Raw genomic sequence first — 22,726 nt, forward strand, 5'->3', positions numbered from 1 at the left:
GAGTCGCTGCATGTCGACTCCACAGCGAGCGAAGGCACGCCGCACCGCCAGTCGTGCGTTCATGGTCATCACTGTCGCGTGGCTGGTCGGGGTCTTCGGACTCATCATTGCGTGGTTGCTGGCACCAGGCTCACTCCCGGAGGGGCAGTGCAGCGGACTGGGCTTCGGCTGCACCCTCACACCACGCGATTCGATCCAATTCGCTGGCTTCTTCTCTGCCCTGCCGGTCACCATATTCTGGTTCATTGCCGGAGCGATCGCGACGTCTCTTCTCGGTCGGTTCAGCACGCTCAGCTGGCGGTGGATCGCACTCATCTCTCTCGGGATCTGCATAGCCTCAGGAGTTCTTGCCGTTGGTGCGGTAGTAATTCTCTTCTAAGACGTCGTCAGATCTGAGTCACATCTGTTTCGCTCCGTCTCGGCCCCACCGAGTGCCCTCGCGACCACTTAACTGCGCAGCGGCCGACGAGCTGATTCCAACCACAAACGCCATTGAATGAATCGCTCTGATTCTTCGCCGAGCGGCGAAACATTCCGGGTTCCACTACGTGCGTCGACGAACTCTCTCACTCGTCGGATCCCGTGCAGCGCATTGACCAACCACACGTCATGACCGACGAGCTCTTCGGGAAGCACCCGCCGAAATTCGACCGGAATCGACCGCGAGCGAGCCTTGTCCAGAATCATCGCCGAGGTCACTCCCGGCAACGCTCCCAACTCAGGCACCGGTGCACACAGAGCCTCGTCATCCCACCACAGCAGACTCGTCGTCGCGCCTTCAATGACGAAACCGTCGTCGCTGAGCAACACCACCTCAGAACAGTCATGGTCGGCACGCGCCTGCACCACCAGCCGACCGAGCAGACCGATATCCGGTCCCTTGCGGCCAGGAATCGTGCGCGGATCAGGAAATGAAGGGACGCACACCCGGAGCTCGCGAGTCCTCTCCGGAGCCGGTCTGAGTCGGAGGGCCATCACAGGCTCGACGCCCACAGCCGGTTCAAGGACATCCACGCGCGGGAACCACTCCCCCGTCGCCGGGGTCTTCTCGATCACTGCCGCCCAGAAATCGTCGGTGATCGCATGACCCATCCCCACCTGAGCAGCCGCATCACCGAACCGTGCCCGATGGCGATCGAACGCTCGTACCCGCCCGTTTTCAAAGAACCACGAATCGGCAGCGATCAACGACCAGGCGTTGAGATCAGCCGCCGGTGGCTCGAAACGGCGATCCTGTTGATTCCACAGCCACACGCTCATCATTCGATCCCTCCCGAATATTCGGCCACAGCCGAATCCGCCGGTCCGACCTCCTCGGCGGGAATCATGGTGTGGAAGTCAACATCGCCAATCTGCTCAGTCGAATGGGTACGTGTCCTCAGTTCGGACGGATCAAGGGCATGATCGGCATCCTCGGCGGGGAACTCCGCCCCACCGAGTAACCTCAACACAGGAGCCGCCTTCACCACGGTCTCCGCATATTCCTCCTCCGAATCGGAGAGCGCGACGATCGCCCCGCCGACGCCGTACCGCAGCTCCTCGCCGCAGACGACGAGCGTGCGAATGACGACGCTGAGGTCGACGGCACCGCCGAGCGAGAAGTACCCGACCGCGCCGCTGTACACCCCACGCGCTCCGGCCTCGAGCTCATCGATGATCGCCATCGTCCGCAGCTTCGGCGCCCCGGTCATCGACCCCGGCGGGAACGCCGCCCGCGCACACGCCACCGGACTGGCATCCTCGGCCAAGCGTGCACTGACCGTCGAGACCATCTGATGCACCGTCGCATACGACACGATCCCGAACAACGTGTCCACCTGCACCGATCCCAGCTCGGCCGTGCGCCCGAGGTCGTGCCGGACGAGATCGACGATCATGAGATTCTCCGACCGATCCTTCACCGAGGCGGCCAGCTCAGCCTTGATCGCCTCATCCTCTGCCGGGTTCGCTCCCCTGGGCCGAGTGCCCTTGATCGGCTTCGACTCCACCCGACCGTCGGCAGCGATGCGCAGAAACCGCTCAGGTGAGGTGCTGAGAATCGCCGCCTCGCGCGTGCGGATGAACGCCCCGAACGGCGTCGGGTTGTCCTCCCGCAGTCGCAGGTACATCTCCAGTGGTGACTCGTGCGGGTCGGTGGTGCCTTCGAGCATGTTCGTCAGGCAGACTTCGTAGGTCTCGCCATCGGTGATCTTCTCTTGCACTTGATCGATGAGGTCGAGGTATTCGCGCCGACTGTGCCGTGCCACGAGGATTGGATTGCGACGTTCCGCTGGGGTTGAGGTGTCTGCCTTCGACGAGGTGGCCCGCCGTTGGTCAGTACCACTGACTTCCTCGGCGGGGACCGATGCGATCCGTGCGCGTGTGTGGTCAAACCAGTCCTGGTTTGCTGCGTGGCCAGTTGGGTCGTCGTCATGACGCAGTGCCAGAAGGTGAATGCTATTGGTGTCGTGGTCGATGACCAATGCGCGATCGAGGAACATCATGACGGCGTCAGGCAGGTCGGAATCGTGCAGATTCGGCGAGCCGACCTCGGCCTTGAGCTCATAGCCGAGGTAACCGACCCACCCGAGTCGAAACTCGAACGGCAGTTCCTTGCTCTCTGAGTTAATGGCTGGAAATGCGGTCTCGGGGCCGGACGCTTTCTTCTCTGAGCCGGACACCGCAATAGTCGTGCTGGCGAGCTCGGCATCGAGCCATTCGAAGAATCCGGACGCCTGGATTGGACCCGATGATTCGCCACTTGCCGAGCGAACTTCGACAGTCCCTTCGGACACCGAGGCGGTCGCCACCCTGCTCAGTGGCCCCGTTGGTGCACCCATGATCGAGATCCGGGAGGAGTTGTTGCCCGGGAGATTTCCGTCGAGCCAGACGGACTCAGATTCGTCGCCGAAGAGCTCGGCGAAGAGCCGCTCGTCGGAGATCGTCCGAGCGAGCACATTGGTGTCGAGAATGTAATGGGGCCGAGAGTTAAGAAGATCGGTAGCCGCTTGGGACGGATAAAGTACTGCCCACGTCCCCGCGGGGACGTCGTCATCGGAGGCGACGTCCTTCCCAGCCCAATCTTCGCTAGCCGGTAGGTCATTCTTGTGTCGACCCTGCCGGTTCCACGCCACAGTCAGCTCGGCGAAGTTCCGCAGCAGAGTCCGTGCCTGCTCGGACGCTATCGATTCCGGGTGGAACTGGACTCCCCATTGCGGTCGGGACCGATGCCTCAGCGCCTGGATGACTCCGTCTTCGGACCACGCATTCGCCTCCACACTCGCAGGGAGGTCGGTCACTGCGAGCGAGTGATACCGCACCGTTGAGAACGGCGAGGGGATCCCGGCGAACAGTTCGGTCTCGGTGTGGCTGATCGCTGAGACTCGACCGTGTCGAGGCTCCGGCGCGTGGGCAACGCCTCCCCCGTGCACGTGAGCAATCCCCTGATGACCGAGGCACACGCCGAGTACCGGGATCTGGGAATGTTCGATCACCTCGGCGCAAATGCCGAAGTCTGCCGATCTTTCTGGTGTTCCTGGCCCAGGCGAGATGACAACATTGTCGAATTCGTCGAGCACGCTCATCTCGAACTCAGCCCAGTCATTGGGCACAAGCGTCGGACCGCACTCGTTCACCTCGGCGAGGAGGTGAAAAAGATTGAGCGTGAACGAATCGGCATTGTCGATGAGCAAAGTCCGCAGCGGCCGCGTCGCTCCCGACGGCCCGTCCGGAACCATCTCAGCCAAGCACCATCCGACGGTTCGCATCCGACAGTCCGCCATCCGCCTCGGCGAGCAGCGACTCCTCCGTATCCGCACCCGCCCGAACATAACGCCCGGTGAACGCGTCCAGTGTCCCCGAAGCCAGAGCCAATGCGAGATCCGTGACCTGCTCGGGTGAGGTCCAGTCATCACCTTCCCGAAAATCATGGACGGGCATCGACTTCGTCATAGCGGTTTCGACGACGCCGGGGGCCATCTCAAAGATGCGCAGGCCTTTGTCGTGCCCGAAGTGGACTACGGAATCGGCCAGACGGAAAAGAGATGCCTTTGACGCCGAGTACACGGCATACGCGGGAGTCCCCTGCGCTCCCGATCCCGAGTTGAGGTCGATGATGCGGCTGGGTCGACCGGTCGCCTCGGCGCCCGCCATCAGCACCGGCGCGAAGACGTTGATCATAAGCGCGACGCCGAGCACGTTCGCGTCGACGACGCCCTTGAGGCTCTCCGGATCGGCATCCCACAGTGGCCCCTCGGTCGACTCGATGCGCCCGGCATTGTTGATGAGCACCTGCAGACGCTTGCCCGTCGATTTCTCAAGCTCGGCGACAGAGTCACACAGCTGGTTCACCGCAGTGATGTCATCGGTGCGCAAACCGACACCGGTCGCCGTTCCCTCGGACGCCGCAGCGATCTCATCAGCCGCGGCTTCTGCCTTCTCCGCCGAGGTGGCCGTGACGATCACGTCATAGCCAGCCTTCGCAAACGCCTCGGACAGATGACGCCCGATTCCGCGGGCACCGCCGGTGATGAGCGCGATCGTCTCGGACGGAACCGCTGTCGCTTCAGAGGCCCCATCGGTCGTGGGCGTGTTGGTGCCGTAGGGCAGCTTCTCGGACATGATCGGGACTCCTCGGTGTTGGTCGGGTGCGGGTGGTCAGTTGTCCAGGTGCGCGGAACAGGTGCTCACGCCCGCGCGTTCGGGTACTCGCGTGCTCGCTGCTGCGATGCTCGGAGCGAATACAACAGAACCCGGTCGAACCACTGTAACGGTCGACCGGGCTCTGTGACGCACTGTTCTCAGCTGCGGACTTCAGCGCCGTGACGCTCGGCCGCCAGCTTCGTGGCCGCCTCACGCATCGCCGAGGCCTCATCGGCCTTGAGCGTACGATCCGGGGCGCGGAAGGTCAACCTGAACGCCAGCGACTTCTTGCCTGCGGGCAGCTGGTCGCCGGTGTAGAGGTCGAAGGTCTCGAGCAGTTCGAGCTCCTCCCCTGCACCTTCGCGCAGCGTCGCGGCCAGAGTCTGCGTCGGCAGCTCGGCATCGACGATGAGCGCAACGTCCTGACGCGACACCGGATAGGTCGACAGCGCACCGTCCCAGGCACGCAGATCCTCCTGAGCCAGCAATGCGTCAAGATCGATCTCGAATCCGACCGTCCGTGCCGGCAGGCCGAGGTTCTCGCACACCTTCGGGTGCAGCTCACCCGCGTGACCGAGCACCTGACCGTCGGCGAGGACGAACTTCGCAGCCCTTCCCGGATGCCACGGGGCAATCTGATCGGCCTCGACGGTGACTTCAAGGCCGTTGACTGATGCGATCCGGCGGACGGTGTCGATGACATCCGTCGCCTCGGCCTTACGGCCCTTGCCCCAGACGCCGGGCATCTCCGCATTGCCGGAGATGATGCCGGCATAGTGATAAGGCTGATGCGGCACCGAGGCGTAGATCGCCTCGAGCTCGTCATCGCTCGGGTGGTATCCGGGCAGGTGACGCGGTCCGGGACCTTCAGGCAGACCCGCCGAGGTGGACACCAGTCCCGCCTCGAACAGCGCAACGTCCTTCGCCCCACGGCCCTGGTTGCGAACCACGAGGTCGACGAGAGTCGAGAGCAGGTTGGTGCGCATGAGCGGCAGGTCTTCGGACATCGGGTTGGCCAGGCGCACGTGCTTGCGACGCACATCATCGGCCTCGAGCCGCAGCTGGTCATCCCGTTTATCGTTCGTGAACGGGTACGACAGCACCTCGGTAAACCCGTCGGCAGCCAACAAGTTCGAGATCCGGCGACGCGTCTTCTGCGCTACCGTCAGTCCGTTACCGGCCCGAGCGGCGGGCTGAACGGAGGGGATGCGGTCGTAGCCGGCAGTGCGGGCGACTTCCTCGATGAGGTCGATGTCGTCGGTGATGTCGGTGCGCCAGCTGGGCACGGTCACCGACACCGTCTCATCGTCCTTAGTCGACACAGTTGCGCCGATGCCCTCGACCAGTGAGGCCACCTCGGCGGTCGTGTACTCGACGCCGACCAGCGAGGCGACGCGTTCGACCGGGAGTTCGATGATGGTCGGCTCGGGAGCCTGCCCGATCTGCGTGGTCGCAGGGCTGAGCGTTCCGCCGCCGAGTTCGACGAGCAGGTCAGCGCACCGACGTGCGGCCACAGGCCCGAGCCTCGGGTCGACGCCGCGTTCGAAGCGACGCGAGGCCTCCGAAGACAGCTTGTGACGACGTGAGGTGCGGGCAATCGAGATCGGGTCGAAGTGAGCGGCCTCGATGACGACATCAGTGGTCCCTGCATGAACTTCGACGTCGGCGCCGCCCATGACGCCGGCCAGACCGATGATCTTTCCACCCTTGCCAGTCGCACCAGAACCGCGGTCGGTGATGAGCAGATCCTCGGGATCGAGCGTGCGCTCGACATCGTCGAGAGTCGTGAACTTCTCCCCCGCACTCGCACGGCGGACGACGATCTCGTCGCCGAGCAGCGAAGTGTCGTAGGCGTGCAGAGGCTGGCCGAGCTCGAGCATGACGTAGTTCGTGACATCGACAGTCAGGCTGATCGGACGCATTCCCGCCTGCTGCAGACGACGCTGCATCCAGAACGGAGTCTTCGCAGCCGGATTCAGCCCGGTGACCTGAAGTGCGGTGAACTGGTCACAGCCAGCCACCTCGTTGATGGGGTTGTTGTCCTCAACCGACACCGGGAAGCCATCGTCGGTGGCCGCATTGGTGGGAGCCACCTCGGCGGATCCGATGTCCGTGAAGGTCTGACCCTTCATCTGCGCATATTCGCGGGCGATGCCGCGCATCGACAGCTGGTACCCGCGGTCGGGGGTGACGTTGACGTCGAGGGTGACCTGGTCGAGGCCGAGCAGCGCGATCGCATCGTCGCCGGGCTCACCGGTCAGCCCGAGGTCGGTCAGCACGATGATGCCGTCGTGATCCTCGCCGAGGCCGAGTTCCTTGGCCGAGCAGATCATGCCGTCGGACTTGTGACCGTAGGTCTTCCGCGCAGCGATGGCGAAGTCACCGGGCAGGACGGCTCCGGGCAGGCAGGCGACGATGAGGTCGCCGGGCACGAAGTTGTGCGCACCGCAGATGATGCCGCGGCTGGGCACCTCGGGTCCGGGCTGCGGGTCCTTCGGATCGTCGAGATCTTCGTTGTGTTCGGGGCCGACGTCGACGCGGCACCAGTTGACGGTCTTGCCGTTCGAGTGCTCTTCCTTGACGAGCTCGAGCACCCGGCCGACGACGAGGGGCCCGGTGATCTCGGGGCCGAAGAAGTCCTCCTCCTCGAGTCCGATGGCCGCGAATTCGGCGGCGAGGGCATGGGGGTCGGTCTCGGCAGGGAGATCGACATAGTCGGCCAGCCAGTTCAGTGGGACGCGCATATCAAGCCTTCATTCCGAAACGGGCCGAGAAGCGCACATCGCCTTCGACCATATCGTGCATATCGTTGATTCCCTCACGCAGCATCAGGGTGCGTTCGATGCCCATGCCGAAGGCGAAGCCCTGGTAGACGTCGGGGTCGATGCCGGCGGCGCGCAGCACGTTGGGGTGGACCATTCCGCAGCCGCCCCATTCGATCCAGCCGGGACCGCCGACCTTGTTGGGGAACCAGAAGTCCATCTCCGCGCTCGGTTCGGTGAACGGGAAGAAGCTCGGGCGCAGGCGGGTCTTCGACTCGGGTCCGAACATCTCGCGGGCGAATCCGTCGAGGGTGCCCTGCAGGTTGGCCATGGTCAGGCCCTTGTCGATGGCGATGCCTTCGATCTGGTGGAAGACCGGGGTGTGGGTGGCGTCGAGCTCATCGGTGCGGAAGGTCTTGCCCGGGCACACGACGTAGAGCGGCACGCCGCGCTCGAGCAGGGAGCGTGACTGCACCGGTGAGGTGTGGGTGCGCAGGACGAGGCCGGCCTCAGGTGGGTCGACGAAGAACGTGTCCTGCATCTGGCGGGCCGGATGGTCGGGTCCGAAGTTGAGCGCGTCGAAGTTCAGCCATTCGGATTCGATCTCGGGGCCTTCGGCGACTTCCCAGCCGAGGCCGACGAAGTAGTCCGCGGCCTGTTCCTGGATGAGGCTCAGCGGGTGGCGAGCGCCGAGGCGGCGACGATCGGTGGGCAGGGTGACGTCGATGGCCTCTTCGATGAGCACGGCCGCATCGCGTTCGGCTTCGAGTTCGGCCAGGCGTGCGTCGTGGGCTTGCTTGACCTGTCCCCTGGACTTGCCGACGATCTTGCCGGCGGCGGCCTTATCGGCCTTCTCCAGTGAGCCGATGGCTCGGTTGGCGAGCGCCAACGGGGCTTTGTCGCCGGTGTGGTCGATCTTCGCCTGCTTGAGCTCGTCGAGCGTCGTCGCATCCGCGAAAGCCTTGAGTGCCGCGTCGACGGCCTGCTTCACGGCCGACTCGTCCAAGGGGTCGAGTTGGTCTGTCATCAATGTCCTTTTGTCCGTACTTGCCCGCAGCTGAGGGGACGTCGTTTCTCTTCGCCTGCCAGTCTATCGTCTCCCCCGGCTGGGCCCAGGTCGGGTCCGCTGGGTGGGTGGGCCGCCTCGGTGTCGGTGGTGTGGGGCTGGTCATAGGGATCGAGCCGCGTGAGGCGTAGGGTCGGGCACATGACGACACAACGTGCATCAGATGTCATGGTCAGAGCCCTGGAGAACGAAGGCGTCGAGCGGATCTTCGGCCTTCCCGGCGAGGAGAACCTCGACTTCGTCGACTCCCTGCGGAACTCATCGATCGAACTCATCCTCACCCGGCATGAGCAGGCGGCCGCGTTCATGGCCGCCACCTACGGTCGGCTGACCGGCAAGCCCGGGGTCGTGCTCACGACTTTGGGGCCCGGCGCGCTCAACCTGGCGACCGGGGCCGCGTACGCCCACCTCGGCGGGATGCCGGTCATCATGATCACCGGCCAGAAGGGCATCCGCACGGCCGAGCAGGCGGCGTTCCAGATGGTCAACACGGTGGCGACGATGGAACCGCTGACGAAGGTGAGCAAGCAGATCACCTCGGCGGCGATGATCCCGACGATGGTCCGGGAGGCGTTCCGCGCCGCTCAGGCCGAGCGTCCGGGACCGGTGCACCTCGAACTGCCCGAGGACATCGCAGGGATGCCGGTCGACGGGTTCGAGCTCATCGAACCGCATACGAACAGTCGGCCCGTCGCCGGAGATACGGCGATCGCGAACGCCGCGAACGTCATCAAGGAGGCGAAGAACCCGCTGCTCATGCTCGGTGCGGATGCTTCCCGGGCCTCCTGCAGTGAGGCGCTGTCGCGTTTCGTCGCCCAGATGCGCATCCCCTACGTCACCACGCAGATGGGCAAGGGATCGGTGTCGGGGTCGTCGGATCTGTACATGGGCACGGCGGCCCTGACCTCCGGTGACTATGTCCACGACGCGATCGATGCCGCCGACGTCATCGTCACCATCGGTCACGATACGACCGAGAAGCCGCCGTTCACGATGGACGAGACCGGGCCGACCGTCGTCCACATCGGGTACCGTCCTGCCATCGTCGAGCAGGTGTATTTCCCGCAGTTCGAGGTCATCGGTGACCTGGGCCCGTCCCTGGACAAGCTCGCCGAGGTGTGCCCATTCCACTCCAAGTTGGGAAATTTCGCGGACAGGTCCAGTTCGCGGCGATCTCGACGAGGTCGATCTCCTTGCCGTGTTTGAGCGGCTTCATCCACGTTTCCGGCGACTGCGAATAGTCGATCGGCGTCCATTCGTCGCCGGCGATGGAGTAGTACGGCACGAAATCCTTGTGGCTCTGGCTGTGGTCGTATTCGAAACCGAACTTCTTGAGCAGCTCTGGAGTGTATGCGCTCAGCTCCCACCACGGGGCGACGTAGCCACGCGGCTGGCTGCCGGTGAGGTTCGTGATGAGCTCGACGGACTTCTCCATGACGATGTCTTCCTGACGGTTCGTCATTGCGACGGGGTTCTCGTGGCTATAGCCGTGGGCGCCGATCTCATGTCCGTCGTCGTGCACCATCTTGCATTGGTCAGGGAAGGTCTCGAGCGAATGACCGGGGATGAACCAGCTTGCCTTGAGATCGCGGCGTTTGAGCATCTTCAGCAACCTGGGAACTCCGATTTCGCCGGCGAAGATGCCCCGCTGAATGTCCGAGGGAGAGTCTTCCCCGCCGTAGGAACCGAGCCAACCTGACACTGCATCGATGTCGATGCCGAGCGATACGAAAATCTCTTTGGCCATCTTGCGAATCCTCCGTCGAGTCGAAAGTGAGAACGCGGATTCGCTGCGGGCGAATGCCGCGATGCTGTGAGTCTTTCACCGAAGTGTGATCTGCGCAATAGGTGTCTCACCAGGTCAGAGACCTTGCTACTCCGCTAGGAAACTCCCGTGCTCACTCCACGGTGATTCCGAGTTCCGAGGCGAAGAGTTCAGCGAAGAGCATGAGCTGAGTGTCGTCGATGGTCGCTCCGCGCAGAGAGTGGGCTCCGGAGATCTTGTGCGGTTCCAAGCCCCGAATGTCGACGTTGCCGAGGGTGACGCCTTCGCATTGGAACACCCCGACACTGCTGCCCGGAAAAGCAACCCGGCTGGCCTTAGCTCGGTCGAGGTCGATCTCGTCGATCTTGCAGTCGCGGAACTCGACGTCGGTGAGCTTCGACTCCCGCAGGTTGAGGTAGGAGATGCGGCAGTTGGTGAATCGCACTTTCTCCCACACGCTGTCATAGACAACGCCGGCACCGATCCGCGTTCCAGAGATCGCTGTGTGCAAAAGGTTTCCGCGGGGCATGCTCCAGGTGTCGGCGCGGCAGTCCATGATCTCCGTTCCGGAGATCCTGGCCCCGGTGAGGTCGATCGGAGCTTCGGCGTCGCCGAAGTTCACGTTCGTCATTCGACAGTCGAGGAACGTCGCTTGGGTGGCGTCCGCCTCGGCGAGGTTGAGGTCGCTGAACTCCATCCCTTCGAGGAATTCCTCGGGACCGATATCACCGAGGAAGCCCTGAACCAGATCGTCGAGGCTGAGCTTCGGTGGGCGCGGAGATTCGGTGGCCATAGTGCCACCCTAACGGCTCCTACGGACACGGCATTTCATCCAACAGTAGACGCAGACAAAACCCCACCGGAGCAGTTTCATTTCAACGAGCCAGATGTCTAGATCGCTCTAGACGCCCCTGTCTAACCTGCACTAGACTTAAGAAATGAAGCGGACGGCTGTTCTCAAGAAGCTCAAACAAGCAGCCAAAGCAGCCGGGAGAGATTTTTCGTTGACCGAACTCACCAACCACACAGGTGTCACGGTCGGACAGACTCGATCCACGCTCGGTCGGCACAGTGAAATCGACGATGTCACTGCACGAAAATTCTTTGATCAGTACGCGAAGGAACTCGGGAAAGGATGGTGGCGGAAGTGACATACACAGTCGAAGCAACCCGCAACGGATCCTGGTGGTCATTGCAGTGCCGCGAAGTCCCCGGAGCACTGTCACAATCTAGATCACTCGCGGAAGCCAGGAAGATCATGCCGGAAGCTATCGCTTTCGTTGCCGATGTTCCCGAACCAGAAGTTGAAGTCACAGTTGTTCCGATCGTTCCCAGCGCCGCCCAAGAGCATCTGCAAGAGGCAGCCAGACTGAGAGAAATCGTTGCCACCGCTAATAGTCAGGCAGCGTCCGAGTCACGTCAGGCTGCCGAGGAGCTGCGCAAATTGGGAATGACTGTGCGGGACATCGGTGAGACTTTGGGTGTTTCCTACCAAAGAGCCAGCCAGCTCTTGGCCTCTGCTTCCTGAAAATCGGTACGCGCAGGAGCATCACTCGAACTGGGCACAGGCGATCGAAAAGACCGGACGGGGAGCGCAATGATGACGGACGATGAGCTTGCCACCTCGCTCAGCCACCTGCTCGAGAGCAGTGACGCAGCAGCCGCCACTGACGAACCCGACATCGAAGCTCGGATCCGGCGGCTCGTCGGCATCGTCGCCGACAAGCGTCTGGCCGTCCCTGGCGACATCATCGACACGCTCGGCGCTTGGCGCGGCTGGCGGGCGTACGATGACTACCTCGATTTCGCCTACAACCTCGCTCGCGTCAAGCTTCACAGCCCGTCGGCAGGGAAGCCGATCGTCGGTGACGGTGAGGAGCTCTACTGGCCGTTCTTGGCTCTGCTCAAGTCTCACGGTGTCGATACCGGGCTGGGCGAACTCGCAGCCTCCACCGGAGAATTCGGACTAGCACTCGCAGACATCTGCTGGAGCGCCGCAGAAGCAGAGCAACTCGACATACCGTCCGACCTCGCCGATCTTCTAGTGCACTGGCTGCCTGAGGCCGACGAGGTGACAGAAACCAGTCGCAGAAGGATGTCGGCCGCAATTCTCAGGCACCACGTCGACTCCGATCCAGACGCTACCTGACGATGGAAAATGGGTAGACTGCACTCGGAGGCCGAAGGTCGCAAGATCAAGGTCCTCCCTTCCGTTGCCTGCCCCGGTCTCGGCCGGGGCAGGTCCGCCTCTTGACAGACCTGCCCGAGTCCGCAGCCCGCCTAGCCCCTCACATCCGCTGGTTCCGAGCACTCTCGTAAATGCAGACCCCGGCAGCGGTGCCGAGGTTGAGGCTTTCGGCCGAACCATAGATCGGAACAGCGACAGACGCATCACACAACGACAAATCCTCGGCGCTCATCCCCCACGCTTCATTGCCGAAGACCCAGGCGGTCCGTGCGGTGAGATCCAGCCCGGTGTCCCACGGGTGGTGAAGATCGTGGGCTTCGTCATTGGCGTCGGCGGCGAGCACCTGCAGCCCACGGGCACGGGCCAGTTCGGTCACCTCGGACAGGCCGACTCCGGTGACGACGGGAATGTGGAAGAGCGAACCGGCGGTCGACCGCACGACCTTGTCGTTATAGACATCCACCGACGACGACGTCAGCACCACGGCATCGGCGCCCGCAGCATCGGCCAGTCGGATGATCGTGCCGGCGTTGCCCGGATCACGCACCTGCGACAGAACGACAACGAGCTGAGCTTCCTTGTCGAGCACCGAGGTCAGATCCACGTCGAGAGCCTTGCACACGGCCACGACCCCTTGGGAGTTCACGGTCGTCGCAAGCTCGGTGAGCACCTCACCGGTGACGATGCTGCACTGCATGCGACCGTGCTTCGCCGCGGAGACGAACGAGGAATGCTCCTCGGCGGCCTCCTCGGTGATGAACAGCTCGACGACGGAGCCCTTGCACGCCAGCGCCTCACGGACGGCCTGCGGACCCTCGACGAGGAACTGCCCCGTGGCCTTGCGATCACGGCGTTTGAGCAGCTTCGCGGCGTTCCTGATCCGCTTCGACTGAGGTGAGGAGATGACGTCAGGGAGTTTCATGAAACCGTGTTCTCGATCCGTTGAGTGCTGAAGTGGAAGAAGCGGGGCCTGAGGAGACAGGAGGGAATCTGGGGACCAGGCAGGTCCTGGCAGAAAGACCGACGGCCCCGAACCTGCAGTTCGGGGCCGTCGTCGATCACCGAGGCGATCGGTCAGTCACTTGGTGACCGGAGTCTTGAGTTGACGCTGCTCAGGCGGCGTCGGTCTTCGCTGCGTTGACGTCAGCAGGAAGAGCATCCTTGGCGACCTTGACCAGGTGCGCGAAGGTGGCCGAGTCGTTCACGGCGAGCTCGGCGAGCATGCGACGGTCGACCTCGACTCCAGCGGCCTTGAGGCCCTGGATGAAACGGTTGTAGGTCATGCCGTTGGCACGGGCGCCGGCGTTGATGCGCTGGATCCAGAGACGACGGAAGTCGCCCTTGCGCTTGCGACGGTCACGGTAGCTGTAGACCAGCGAGTGGATGACCTGTTCTTTGGCCTTGCGGTACAGGCGCGAGCGCTGTCCCCGGTAGCCGCTTGCCCGGTCGAGGATGACCCGGCGCTTCTTGTGAGCGTTGACCGCTCTCTTCACACGTGCCACGTGTTACTCCTTTGAAAAGTTCGTATCTGCCGGCGGTGCCGGACTCTGGTTCAAGCTGAGACAGCCGATGTCGACTGCCCGTGGGAGTTCCCGGCTGCTGCCGGAAAGCGAAGACCCGAAAGGGGTCTCATCTGCCCTTGAGCTTGCCCAGAAGCTTGCGGGCCTTGGCGCGGTCGCCACCGGTGATGACCTGGTCGGTGGACACGCGGCGCTTACGAGCCGAGGTCTTGCCCTCGAACTTGTGCTGGTTGTTCACGCCTTCACGCATGATCTTGCCACTGCCAGTCACGCGCATGCGCTTCTTGGCGCTGCTGTTCGTCTTCTGCTTCGGCATAGTGCCGTTCTCCTTTGCAATTCGTTGCCGACGTCGACCGCCTGCAACTACTTCACACGCACAGTCCAGGACGGGCCTGGAACGCGACGTACTTAATTTCTCACGCGTCCGGGCGAGCTGAGTTCTTCTCGGCAGCGACCCGATCGCGACGGGACTTCACCTCAGCGGACTTGCCCTTGGCACCAGCTGATGCCTTCCGGGCTTCCGCCTTGGCGTCAGACTTTGACTTGTGCGGGGCGATAACCATCACCATGTTGCGTCCGTCGACTCGCGGTGAGGATTCGACGGAGCCGAGGTCGGACACATCTTCGGCCAAGCGGTTGAGCAGCTTGATGCCCATCTCGGGCCGGGACTGCTCACGTCCGCGGAACATGATCATGACCTTGACCTTGTCGCCGCCTTCGAGGAAGCGGGTGACGTGGCCCTTCTTCGTCTCGTAATCGTGTTCGTCGATCTTGAGACGGAAGCGGATCTCCTTCAGCGCAGTGTTCGCCTGGTTCTTCCGGGCTTCTCTGGCCTTCTGGGCAGATTCATATTTGAATTTTCCGTAGTCCATGAGCTTGGCTACGGGTGGCTTCGCCTGCGGGGCTACCTCGACGAGGTCGAGTCCGGCCTCACCGGCGAGATCGAGTGCCTTGCGAATGGCAACGATACCGACCTGTTCACCATTGGGTCCGACCAACCGGACCTCGGGAACCCGAATCCGGTCATTGATGCGCGTCTCGCTGATGTGTTCACTCCTTTTTGCTCAAATGTGGTCGTGGCAACGAAAAAGGCTCCCGTTGACACATGCCAAGGGAGCCTGCACACACGAGCAGTACGGTAGACGTACGTTCGGTGAATACACCTCGATCTGCACCCATTCGGACAATGCCCGAAGGACAGATCTTTGGACCCGATCGCTCTTCGCGATCAAGGTGGGAGACAGACTCCGCTTCGCACCAGCTACCAGTGTACTACGCTTCATGACTCTTCGCACATCGAGGCCCTGGTGTGATCGCCACGTTGATTTATATGTCAAGCTTATGGCATGAGTTCTGAAGAATCTGTTCCCGCCGAGGCGATCGCCGACGTTACGCGCGACATCGCCGAGGTCCCCGCCGTCGAGGTCATCACCTCCAGCGCCGTCCACCTCATGTCCGCCGCCGCCGTCAAGTGCGGCCTGGCCGAGGACACCACCGAAGGCCACGGCGCCGACCTCCAGGACCTCGATGAGGCCCGCAAGCTGATCACCGCGCTGGCCGGCTTCGTCACCGGCGCCGCCACCGTGATCGGCGACCACCACGCCCGCCCGCTGCGCGATGGACTCCGCAGCCTGCAGCTGGCCTTCCGCGAGGCCTCGGAGATTCCCGACGCCCCCGGCGAAGGCCCCGGAGAGAAGTTCACCGGCCCCGTCCGCTGACGCTCCCCCGCTGACCGTTCAGGCCGCGGCCCTCGATCGACGATCGGGGGCCGTTGTCGTATTCTCATTCGCCGAGGCGGCCGTGTCCTTGCCCGCAGACGTTCACCGATTCACGCTCCGAGACGGCCGATCACCTCGGACATGAGATCGTCTTCGACGTGGTCGAATCCCGGCCCGAACTGGCCGAACCGCAGACCGTTGATCAGCCCGATCACAGCAACCCAGATCGTGATGGTCTCCAAAATCACGTGATCGTCATAGTCGAGACCGAGTTCCGCAAGCCCGTCCCGCAGAGGCTGCAGCGCGGCCTCCATCCCTCGCTGCTCTCTATTGGCCCGTGAATTCTTCGCCGCTGATCCGCTCGCTTTCGCACCGCTCTCAGTTGCCACCTCGGTGTCGTTCTGAGTTGCCGCGATCAGCTCCGCGAGCGTCACCATGATTCGAGTCCCCGGCACCACGGTCTCCTCTCGGGGAGCTTCATAACCGACGATCGGAGTGCCGTAGATGAGCGCCCACCGATTCGGGTAGGCGCGAGACCACTCGAGCATCCTCACGGCGAGAACCTCCACGCTCCGCTCCCCCTCCATGGCTTCGTCGACAGCGTCGGCGATCTGGGTGTAGGCATCGCGGATGAGGATCGTCAGCAGTTCATCGCGGCTCTTCACGTAGCGGTAGACCGCACTGGAGACGACTCCGAGCTCACGAGCGATCGCCCGCAGTGACAACCCGTCGACGCCGTCGTCATCGATCATGCGATTGCCGATGGCCGTGATCTGCGCTTCCGTCTCAATGCGGGCGCGCTGCCGCGGAGTCTCAGTCATGGCTTCACCCTACTTTTCGAGAGCATTGATGACAACAGTGAGCATTGCTCTTGAATTGTCGACCGTCGAGGCCTACGCTGATTCGAGAGAGCACTGCTCTCGCTTATAGTTCGGAGGCATCGGAAGGGATCCGTCATGAAAACAGCACTCGTCATCGGCAATGGTCAGATCGGTTCGGAGATCGCGGCTCAGCTCATAGCGTCGGGCACAGATGTCCGCATCGCCACCCGCTCCGGAAGAGGTCCATCCAGCACCTCGGCCGACGCGACCAACGCGACCGCCCCATCGGAAATGTCGTCAATGACTGGGATGACGACAGTCAGCGCTCCCACTCATGTCAAAGCCGATGCCAGCGACCGCGCGCAGTTAGCCGAGGCCGCCGCCGGCGTCGATGTGATCTTCGCCTGCGCACATGCACCCTACGACAGTCGGAAATGGGAGCGGCTCCTCCCCCGACTCGACGCCGCGGTCCTCGACATCGCGGCTGAACTCGACATTCCCGTGGTCTTCCCGGAATCGGTCTATGCCTTCGCCGGCTTCGACTCCCCGATCACCGAATCCTCCCCGTTCACCCCGTTCGAGGAAAAGGGACGAATCCGACAGCGGCTCATCGAAGCCCGTGCCGCTCATTCGGCAACGGCAGCCAGCGTCATCGCCGGTGATCTGCTCGGCCGAACCGCAGAGAAGTGGTCATCGGTCGTGCGGATGTGCATCACCGAACCGATTTCCGCCGGGCGCCGGGCGATGGTGCCGGCACGCACCGACGTCCCTCACGGCATCACCCTCATCGCCGACCACGCTGCCGCAATGATCCAGGCGGCAGAGGATCTGAAGTCCGTCCCCGCGGGGACGCATCAACTGCGGATCGCACCGGCATCGAATCCGACCCTGACCGAGATCGCCGACTTCACCGCGGACACTCTTGAGCAGAAGCACAAACGTCCGCTCTCGGTCCCACGCTGGGCGACCCGCGCCGTCGGTGCGTTCGAACGCTCCTTCTACGAGCTCAACCAGTTGGCACCGATCTGGTACGAACCCTGCGTCATCGCCTCCAGCGACTTGGCACAGAAGGTCGGAACGACCGACTGGCGCGAAGGTGTGCGGCAGATGCTCTGAGCCGGGTCACGCGGAGACGGCGGTGACATCATTGCGTACGAGCACTGTGTCAGGTAGGACTATTTCTCAATCGTGGAAGTCTTCCGGCTCCGCTGGGATGCGCTTGGCCATGAGACAGAACTTGTGGCCTTCAGGGTCAGCGAGGACGTGCCAGCTTCCTGACGGCACGACGTGAGTCTTCGTCGCCCCCAACGCCACAAGTCGTTCCAGCTCGTCCGCCTGGCTGCGGTCAGTAGGACAAAGGTCGAGATGCAGAACACTGTCCCCAAATGAATCGTTCGAACGCTCGAAGAGAATGGTCGGAGCATTCGGTGCCCCTGATATTGCGATCCCAGTTTCATCCGTGGCAACAACTTCGTACCCCAGCGCTTCGCACCAGAATCGGCTCAGCCGATCTGGGTTTCGGGATTTGACTACGAGATCCCCAATTCGACTCACCATGATCAGCCTCCGAGGTGGATTCCGTTGCCCGGTCCCAGCGGCAGGTCGAAGACGAACCAGATGCCCAGCAGCACGGCCCAGGCCAGCCAGAACGGGATGACGAACGGGAACATACGCGAGATCACCGTGCCCAGCCCAGCATTCGGCTCATAGCGGCGGACGAGGCCGAGGAGGACGATCATGTACGGATTGAGCGGGGTGATGACCTGAGTGGCCGAGTCACCGACGCGGAACCCGGCCTGGATGAACGCAGGTTCGTAGCCGAGCAGGGAGAACAGCGGGACGAACACGGCTGCCATGAGCGTCCACATCGACGAGCCGGAGATGATGAACAGGTTGAGCACACTGGCCAGGAGCATGAAGCCGATGACCGCGGCGAACCCGGTCAGACCGATCGCTTCGAGCCCCGACGCTCCCGCGACGGCGATCCACGAACCGATGCCGGTCCAGTTGAACAGGGCGATGAACTGGCCGAGGATGAACGCGAGGATGAGGAAGGACATCATGTCGATGATCGATTGACTCATCATCCTCACCAGGTCATTCATCGACCGGACGGTGCGCACGACGAAGCCGTAGACGACGCCCATGAGCATGAAGTAGGCGAAGACGATGAACACGATCGACGACAGCAGCGGAGACTCCGGGAGGAAGCCGCCGTCCTCGTTCCGCCATGGTGAGTTCGGGATGAGTACGGAGAACAGGATCACCGCGGTCAGCAGCAGTGCCGCCACGAGCGACCAGATCAGTCCGCGTTTCTCCTCCGGCTCGAGTTCGGCCTTGATCTCGGTGGCATCGTCCTCGCCGGAAGCATCTGACGTCGCCGAGGCGTCCCCGTAGGGGCTGTCGGGTGCTTGGTATTCGCGGGCCAGGCCGCTCCCCGAAGCGTTCGCGTATTCGCGGGGCACTCCCTTGCGCACCATGTTCGGTTCGATGAGCCGATCGATGATGAAGCCGGCGATGACGGCCAGAACGATCGACGAGGCGATGTTGAAATAGTAGTTCGAGACCGGGTTGACCGCGGTGTAGTCGGTGTTCGGCAGGGTCTCCATCACCGAGGTGGTGATCCCGGCGAATAGTGCGTCGAGGCTCGTGGGGACGATCGACGTCGAATAGCCGGCGCCGGTGGCGGCGAACCCGCCGATGAGGCCGGCCATCGGATGCCGTCCTGCCGCTTTGAACACAAGCGCGGCCAGAGGCGGAATGATGACGAACGCCGAGTCGGCCATGATCGACCCGACCACTCCGACGAAGCCGACGGCGTAGGGCAGCAGCCATTTCGGACTCTTGCCGAAGGCGATCCGCACGGCCGCGGCGAGCATCCCCGACTTCTCGGCCACACCGACTGCGAGCAGGATCGGCAGCACCGTGGCCAGGGGCGGGAAGCCGATGTAGTTGTCGCCCATCGTCGTGGTCAGCCACGACAGGCCCTCCCCCGTGAACAGTCCCTTGATCGCGATGGTCTCATCGCCGCCGGGGATGGCCACGGTGACATCGGCCATGGCCATGGCGGTGGACACGAGGCCGGTGATGATGAAGAGCCCGAGGAACAGCGTGAACGGTTCGGGCAGCTTGTTTCCGATGCGTTCGATCCAGTCCAGCGTGCGCTGGCCGAAACCGACCTTCCCATCTGTCGCCGTCGACATGAACGGTCCTTCTCTTCGATGGAGCGGGTCTGGGTGCGGCGGGACGGTCTCAGTCGAAGAAGTGCTCGACGTCGATGGCTCCCCCGTCGCGGACGAATTCCTCGGTCACCTCGGCGGCGAGGGCATCGTCGGCGAGGAAATCCAGGGCGGTGCACGCAAGACCATAGGCCCCGTCGAGTGCCGCAGATTCGGCGGCCGGGGTCTGCGCTGCCTCGGCGAATTCACGGGTGTGCAGGGCCACCTCGGCGTCAGTGGTCTTGATGAGCGGATGGATGCCGGGAATCCGGTAGGAGACGTTGCCGAAGTCCGTGGACGCGGCGATCGATTCGTCGAGGACGCCGGCGGGCAGCGGCTGGCGCCCGCGGGTCTGTTCGTGTTCGGCCCAACGGGCGGTCAGCGCCTGGTTCGTACGCACGGGCAGCGAGGGCGGGTGGTCGTCCCAGTCGACCGTGACGCCGGTTCCGGTCATGAGTGCGGCACCTTTCGCCGCGTCCTCGACCCGGTCGGAGAGCTCTTTGAGCGTTTCGGGGAACTTCGAGCGGACGTAGCACTGCACGGTCGCGGATTCGGTGATGATCGACGGTCTCGTTCCGCCGTCGGTGATGACCGCGTGCAGGCGGGAGATCGGCGGCATCTGCTGCCGCATCAGGCCGAGCCCCTGGTAGAACAGGTTCGCCGCGTCGAGGGCGTTGCGCCCCATGAAGGGCTGCGCCGAGGCGTGAGCGGCGACCCCTGAGTACGTGACCTTGAGCAGGCGACGTCCCAGCCATACCTGGTCGGCGCAGTCATACCCGTAGCCGTGGACCATGATGGCCGCCTCGATGCCGTCGAAGGCACCGGCCCGGGCCATGACCTCCTTGCCCGAATGCCCCTCCTCGGCCGGGGTGCCCAGCAGCACGACGGTGCCCGGCACGGCTGCAGGATCTTTCTCGTACAGGGCGTGGAGGGCGAGGAAGGCGCCGACTCCGGCGGTGGCGATGATGTTGTGCCCGCAGGCGTGCCCGATCTCGGGCAGGGCGTCGTATTCGGCGAGGATCGCGATCGTGCGCCCGTCGCCCGAACCGGTCGTGGCGCGCAGGGTCGTCGTCACACCGTAGAGGCCGGTCTCGACGTCGACTCCGTGATTGTCCAGCACCGAGGCGATCGCGGCCACCGAATCGAATTCTTCGAAGGCGGTCTCGGCAAGGCCGTGGATGGTGTGGAGCAGGCCCGTCAGGTCGCCCTCGGCTGCGTTGAGGCCCTCGGCGACGACGGACCGGCTCGCCTCCGGGGCGCCGGTGAAGTCGGAGGACCACTCGGCGGCCTGCTCGGCTCGCGCCCGGGTCTGCCGGGCCATCTCGTCGAGGTAGCTGTCGTCCGGCGCGGTCGAGTGACTGAGGTCACGGATTTCGCTCATGGGTCATAAGCATAGGGGCCCTGCCGATCTGACACGCCCGGAACGCTCAGACTTCGACGAGGCGGATGGCCAGGGAATCGATCTTCGCGACGAGGTCCTCGTCACCGGCGACGGCCTCCTGGAACCGGCGCACTTCCTCCGGGGCCACCTCGGACTCGACGCCGAGCGTGATGCCGAGCTCCGGCCCACCGAGGTGAACGCTGTTGCTGCCGGGACTCACACCGATCCGAGCCAGCCAGGGGAAGGACTCGGCGATGGCACGCAGACGCCCGGCGACCTCGGCGTCGGCCCAGGACGGAGTCCAGGGCTGGGACTGCACGAACGCGAACATCGCCGGACGGCGCAGCAGAAATGAGGACTCGGCACCCGGGTCGAGGACGACGAGCTGGGATTCGGCCTCGATCGCCCCGAGGACGAGCCGCTCGGATTCGATCGGCACGGGACGGGCGTCCGAATGCCACGCCGTCAATGGTGGGATTCCGGAGAATCCCGGGGTGCACTCGCGTCCGTCCTCGGCTTGGAGGCGGACCATCGCCATCTCCGAGGAGTTGTCGGCCATCAGCCCGTTCTCCCCGACCTCCTGGTCGAGAGCCATCGGCACGATCGGGGCGTAGAGCCTGGTCCCGGACAGAGCCCGGACGACCTGCTGGTGTGCGGCAGGATCCAGGGGTGCCTGAGCGACCTGGGTCATGGCCTCCAGCAGGGCCGCATCGGCCAGCCCGGTGTCACCGGAGAACGGGTTGGGTTTGAGGTCCCGGCCCGCCCACGCCTGACCGGCGGAATCCGTCGGGGCCTGGGCGTCACCTGCTTGGTCGGCAGATGCGGCGGACCGGGGCTCGTGAGGCTCGGGCGAGTGGCCCGGCTCGTCCGGCCGGCGCGGCTCGTGCGAGTGCGTGCTCACCGGCTCACCGTCCTGCGACGTCGAGGGCTTCTTCCAGGGTGAACTTGCCGGCATAGAGTGCCTTGCCCACGATCGCGGAGTCGACGCCGAAGGGCACGAGCTCACGGAGGGCACGCAGGTCATCGAGGCTCGAGACTCCGCCGGAGGCGACGATCGGAGAATCGGTCTTCTGCGCGAGGTCCTTGAGCAGGTCGACATTGGGACCCTGCAGGGTGCCGTCCTTGCGCACATCGGTGACGACGTAGCGGGAGCAGCCGGCGGCTTCGAGGGTGTTCAGGACTTCGTAGAGGTCTCCGCCTTCCTTCGTCCAGCCGCGGGCGGCCAGGGTGGTTCCGCGCACGTCGAGGCCGATGGCGACCTGATCGCCGAAGCGCGAGATCATCTCCGCGGTCCAGTCGGGGTTCTCCAGGGCGGCAGTGCCGATGTTGACGCGCTCGGCCCCGGTGTCGAGTGCGCGTTCGAGGCTTTCGGTGTCACGGATTCCACCGGAGAGTTCGACCTTGATCCCCACGGCCTTGACGACCTGGTTGAGCAGATCCGAGTTCGATCCGCGTCCGAAGGCGGCGTCGAGGTCGACGAGGTGGATCCATTCGGCGCCGCGGCTCTCGAAGTCCTGGGCGGCGTCGATGGGTGAACCGTAGTCGGTTTCGGTTCCGGCTTCGCCCTGGACGAGGCGGACGGCCTTGCCGTCGGCGACGTCGACGGCGGGGAGGAGGACCAGCTTGTTCGAACTGTCTGTCATTGTGACCTTTCTGCCAGGGCGCCA

Annotated in this window: 23 protein-coding genes and 1 pseudogene; 7 read left to right on the plus strand and 17 right to left on the minus strand. The window is 63.8% G+C overall.

Annotated features, from left to right (window positions below; all coding sequences use genetic code 11):
- Nucleotides 1-10 precede the first annotated feature (10 nt).
- Nucleotides 11-379, plus strand: coding sequence for a hypothetical protein (locus CXR29_RS11040; protein ID WP_127364543.1), 369 nt, complete (start codon nt 11-13; stop codon nt 377-379).
- 68 nt (nt 380-447) lie between these two features.
- Here CXR29_RS11040 and CXR29_RS11045 read toward each other — a convergent pair whose 3' ends face one another.
- The 5 genes from CXR29_RS11045 to pheS all read right to left on the minus strand — a co-directional run bounded on the left by CXR29_RS11045 (nt 448) and on the right by pheS (nt 8,409).
- The gene (locus CXR29_RS11045; protein WP_164742810.1) at nt 448-1,260 is read right to left on the minus strand and encodes an aminotransferase class IV; all 813 of its coding nucleotides are present in this window, start codon (nt 1,258-1,260) and stop codon (nt 448-450) included.
- Nucleotides 1,260-3,716 carry an aminodeoxychorismate synthase component I gene (pabB, locus tag CXR29_RS11050; RefSeq protein WP_241241676.1) on the minus strand — a complete coding sequence of 819 codons (2,457 nt, stop codon included), beginning with the start codon at nt 3,714-3,716 and terminating at the stop codon, nt 1,260-1,262. Before pabB ends, CXR29_RS11045 begins: the two co-directional genes overlap by 1 nt.
- Before the next feature lies 1 nt (nt 3,717).
- Nucleotides 3,718-4,599 (minus strand): SDR family NAD(P)-dependent oxidoreductase, encoded by an 882-nt coding sequence (locus CXR29_RS11055; RefSeq protein ID WP_127364546.1) that lies wholly within the window; start codon nt 4,597-4,599, stop codon nt 3,718-3,720.
- A 179-nt stretch (nt 4,600-4,778) separates the two neighbouring features.
- Nucleotides 4,779-7,364 carry a phenylalanine--tRNA ligase subunit beta gene (gene pheT / locus CXR29_RS11060; protein WP_127364547.1) on the minus strand — a complete coding sequence of 862 codons (2,586 nt, stop codon included), beginning with the start codon at nt 7,362-7,364 and terminating at the stop codon, nt 4,779-4,781.
- A gap of 1 nt (nt 7,365) precedes the next feature.
- Nucleotides 7,366-8,409, minus strand: coding sequence for a phenylalanine--tRNA ligase subunit alpha (pheS, locus tag CXR29_RS11065; protein ID WP_127364548.1), 1,044 nt, complete (start codon nt 8,407-8,409; stop codon nt 7,366-7,368).
- A gap of 180 nt (nt 8,410-8,589) precedes the next feature.
- Here pheS and CXR29_RS11070 point away from each other — a divergent pair, with 180 nt between their 5' ends.
- Complete coding sequence (locus CXR29_RS11070; RefSeq protein WP_277601923.1) at nt 8,590-9,654, plus strand: thiamine pyrophosphate-binding protein; 1,065 nt, start codon at nt 8,590-8,592, stop codon at nt 9,652-9,654.
- A gap of 118 nt (nt 9,655-9,772) precedes the next feature.
- Here CXR29_RS11070 and CXR29_RS11075 read toward each other — a convergent pair.
- A pseudogene (locus CXR29_RS11075) lies at nt 9,773-10,195 on the minus strand (polysaccharide deacetylase family protein); the annotation flags it as partial.
- A gap of 151 nt (nt 10,196-10,346) precedes the next feature.
- Entirely contained in the window at nt 10,347-11,006 is a 660-nt protein-coding gene (locus CXR29_RS11080; protein ID WP_101553742.1) for a pentapeptide repeat-containing protein, read from the minus strand.
- A gap of 145 nt (nt 11,007-11,151) precedes the next feature.
- On the opposite strand from CXR29_RS11080, the gene CXR29_RS11085 reads away from it, so the two are divergent.
- From CXR29_RS11085 to CXR29_RS11095, 3 genes are all read left to right on the plus strand, one after another.
- Nucleotides 11,152-11,364 (plus strand): ribonuclease PH, encoded by a 213-nt coding sequence (locus CXR29_RS11085; RefSeq protein WP_127364549.1) that lies wholly within the window; start codon nt 11,152-11,154, stop codon nt 11,362-11,364.
- A 107-nt stretch (nt 11,365-11,471) separates the two neighbouring features.
- Entirely contained in the window at nt 11,472-11,741 is a 270-nt protein-coding gene (locus CXR29_RS11090) for a hypothetical protein (protein ID WP_101595260.1), read from the plus strand.
- Nucleotides 11,742-11,810: 69 nt separating this feature from the next.
- Nucleotides 11,811-12,362, plus strand: coding sequence for a hypothetical protein (locus CXR29_RS11095; protein WP_101553739.1), 552 nt, complete (start codon nt 11,811-11,813; stop codon nt 12,360-12,362).
- Between the two features lie 139 nt (nt 12,363-12,501).
- On the opposite strand, the gene CXR29_RS11100 is transcribed toward CXR29_RS11095, so the two are convergent.
- The 4 genes from CXR29_RS11100 to infC form a co-directional block, all read right to left on the minus strand.
- Nucleotides 12,502-13,323 (minus strand): TrmH family RNA methyltransferase, encoded by an 822-nt coding sequence (locus CXR29_RS11100; protein ID WP_127364550.1) that lies wholly within the window; start codon nt 13,321-13,323, stop codon nt 12,502-12,504.
- Nucleotides 13,324-13,513: 190 nt separating this feature from the next.
- Nucleotides 13,514-13,903 carry a 50S ribosomal protein L20 gene (gene rplT, locus CXR29_RS11105; protein WP_025779787.1) on the minus strand — a complete coding sequence of 130 codons (390 nt, stop codon included), beginning with the start codon at nt 13,901-13,903 and terminating at the stop codon, nt 13,514-13,516.
- A 127-nt stretch (nt 13,904-14,030) separates the two neighbouring features.
- Nucleotides 14,031-14,237 (minus strand): 50S ribosomal protein L35, encoded by a 207-nt coding sequence (gene rpmI, locus CXR29_RS11110; protein ID WP_101553737.1) that lies wholly within the window; start codon nt 14,235-14,237, stop codon nt 14,031-14,033.
- A 100-nt stretch (nt 14,238-14,337) separates the two neighbouring features.
- Entirely contained in the window at nt 14,338-14,919 is a 582-nt protein-coding gene (infC, locus tag CXR29_RS11115) for a translation initiation factor IF-3 (protein ID WP_062861917.1), read from the minus strand.
- Nucleotides 14,920-15,267: 348 nt separating this feature from the next.
- Here infC and CXR29_RS11120 point away from each other — a divergent pair, with 348 nt between their 5' ends.
- Complete coding sequence (locus CXR29_RS11120; RefSeq protein ID WP_101595253.1) at nt 15,268-15,639, plus strand: DUF1844 domain-containing protein; 372 nt, start codon at nt 15,268-15,270, stop codon at nt 15,637-15,639.
- Between the two features lie 110 nt (nt 15,640-15,749).
- Here the strand turns inward: CXR29_RS11120 and CXR29_RS11125 are convergent, their stop codons facing one another.
- Nucleotides 15,750-16,460: a TetR/AcrR family transcriptional regulator gene (locus CXR29_RS11125; RefSeq protein WP_101553735.1), complete on the minus strand. Its 711-nt coding sequence runs from the start codon at nt 16,458-16,460 to the stop codon at nt 15,750-15,752.
- Between the two features lie 135 nt (nt 16,461-16,595).
- Between CXR29_RS11125 and CXR29_RS11130 the strand changes: the two genes are divergently transcribed.
- Nucleotides 16,596-17,576 carry an NAD-dependent epimerase/dehydratase family protein gene (locus CXR29_RS11130; RefSeq protein WP_101553734.1) on the plus strand — a complete coding sequence of 327 codons (981 nt, stop codon included), beginning with the start codon at nt 16,596-16,598 and terminating at the stop codon, nt 17,574-17,576.
- A gap of 66 nt (nt 17,577-17,642) precedes the next feature.
- Here the strand turns inward: CXR29_RS11130 and CXR29_RS11135 are convergent, their stop codons facing one another.
- Genes CXR29_RS11135 through priA form a run of 5 tightly spaced genes read right to left on the minus strand, consistent with a single transcriptional unit; the run spans nt 17,643 to nt 22,702 of the window.
- The gene (locus CXR29_RS11135) at nt 17,643-18,017 is read right to left on the minus strand and encodes a VOC family protein (protein ID WP_127364551.1); all 375 of its coding nucleotides are present in this window, start codon (nt 18,015-18,017) and stop codon (nt 17,643-17,645) included.
- A 2-nt stretch (nt 18,018-18,019) separates the two neighbouring features.
- The gene (locus CXR29_RS11140) at nt 18,020-19,663 is read right to left on the minus strand and encodes an AbgT family transporter (RefSeq protein ID WP_127364552.1); all 1,644 of its coding nucleotides are present in this window, start codon (nt 19,661-19,663) and stop codon (nt 18,020-18,022) included.
- 49 nt (nt 19,664-19,712) lie between these two features.
- Nucleotides 19,713-21,059, minus strand: a complete 1,347-nt coding sequence (locus CXR29_RS11145) for a M20 family metallopeptidase (protein ID WP_127364553.1) — start codon at nt 21,057-21,059, stop codon at nt 19,713-19,715.
- Between the two features lie 46 nt (nt 21,060-21,105).
- Complete coding sequence (locus CXR29_RS11150; protein WP_101553732.1) at nt 21,106-22,014, minus strand: SseB family protein; 909 nt, start codon at nt 22,012-22,014, stop codon at nt 21,106-21,108.
- A complete protein-coding gene (gene priA, locus CXR29_RS11155) occupies nt 21,965-22,702 on the minus strand; it encodes a bifunctional 1-(5-phosphoribosyl)-5-((5-phosphoribosylamino)methylideneamino)imidazole-4-carboxamide isomerase/phosphoribosylanthranilate isomerase PriA (RefSeq protein WP_101553731.1) in 738 nt (245 codons plus the stop codon). Before priA ends, CXR29_RS11150 begins: the two co-directional genes overlap by 50 nt.
- Between the last annotated feature and the right edge of the window lie 24 nt (nt 22,703-22,726).

This window comes from Brevibacterium linens (assembly GCF_003999335.1).
Taxonomy (GTDB): Bacteria; Actinomycetota; Actinomycetes; order Actinomycetales; family Brevibacteriaceae; genus Brevibacterium; species Brevibacterium linens.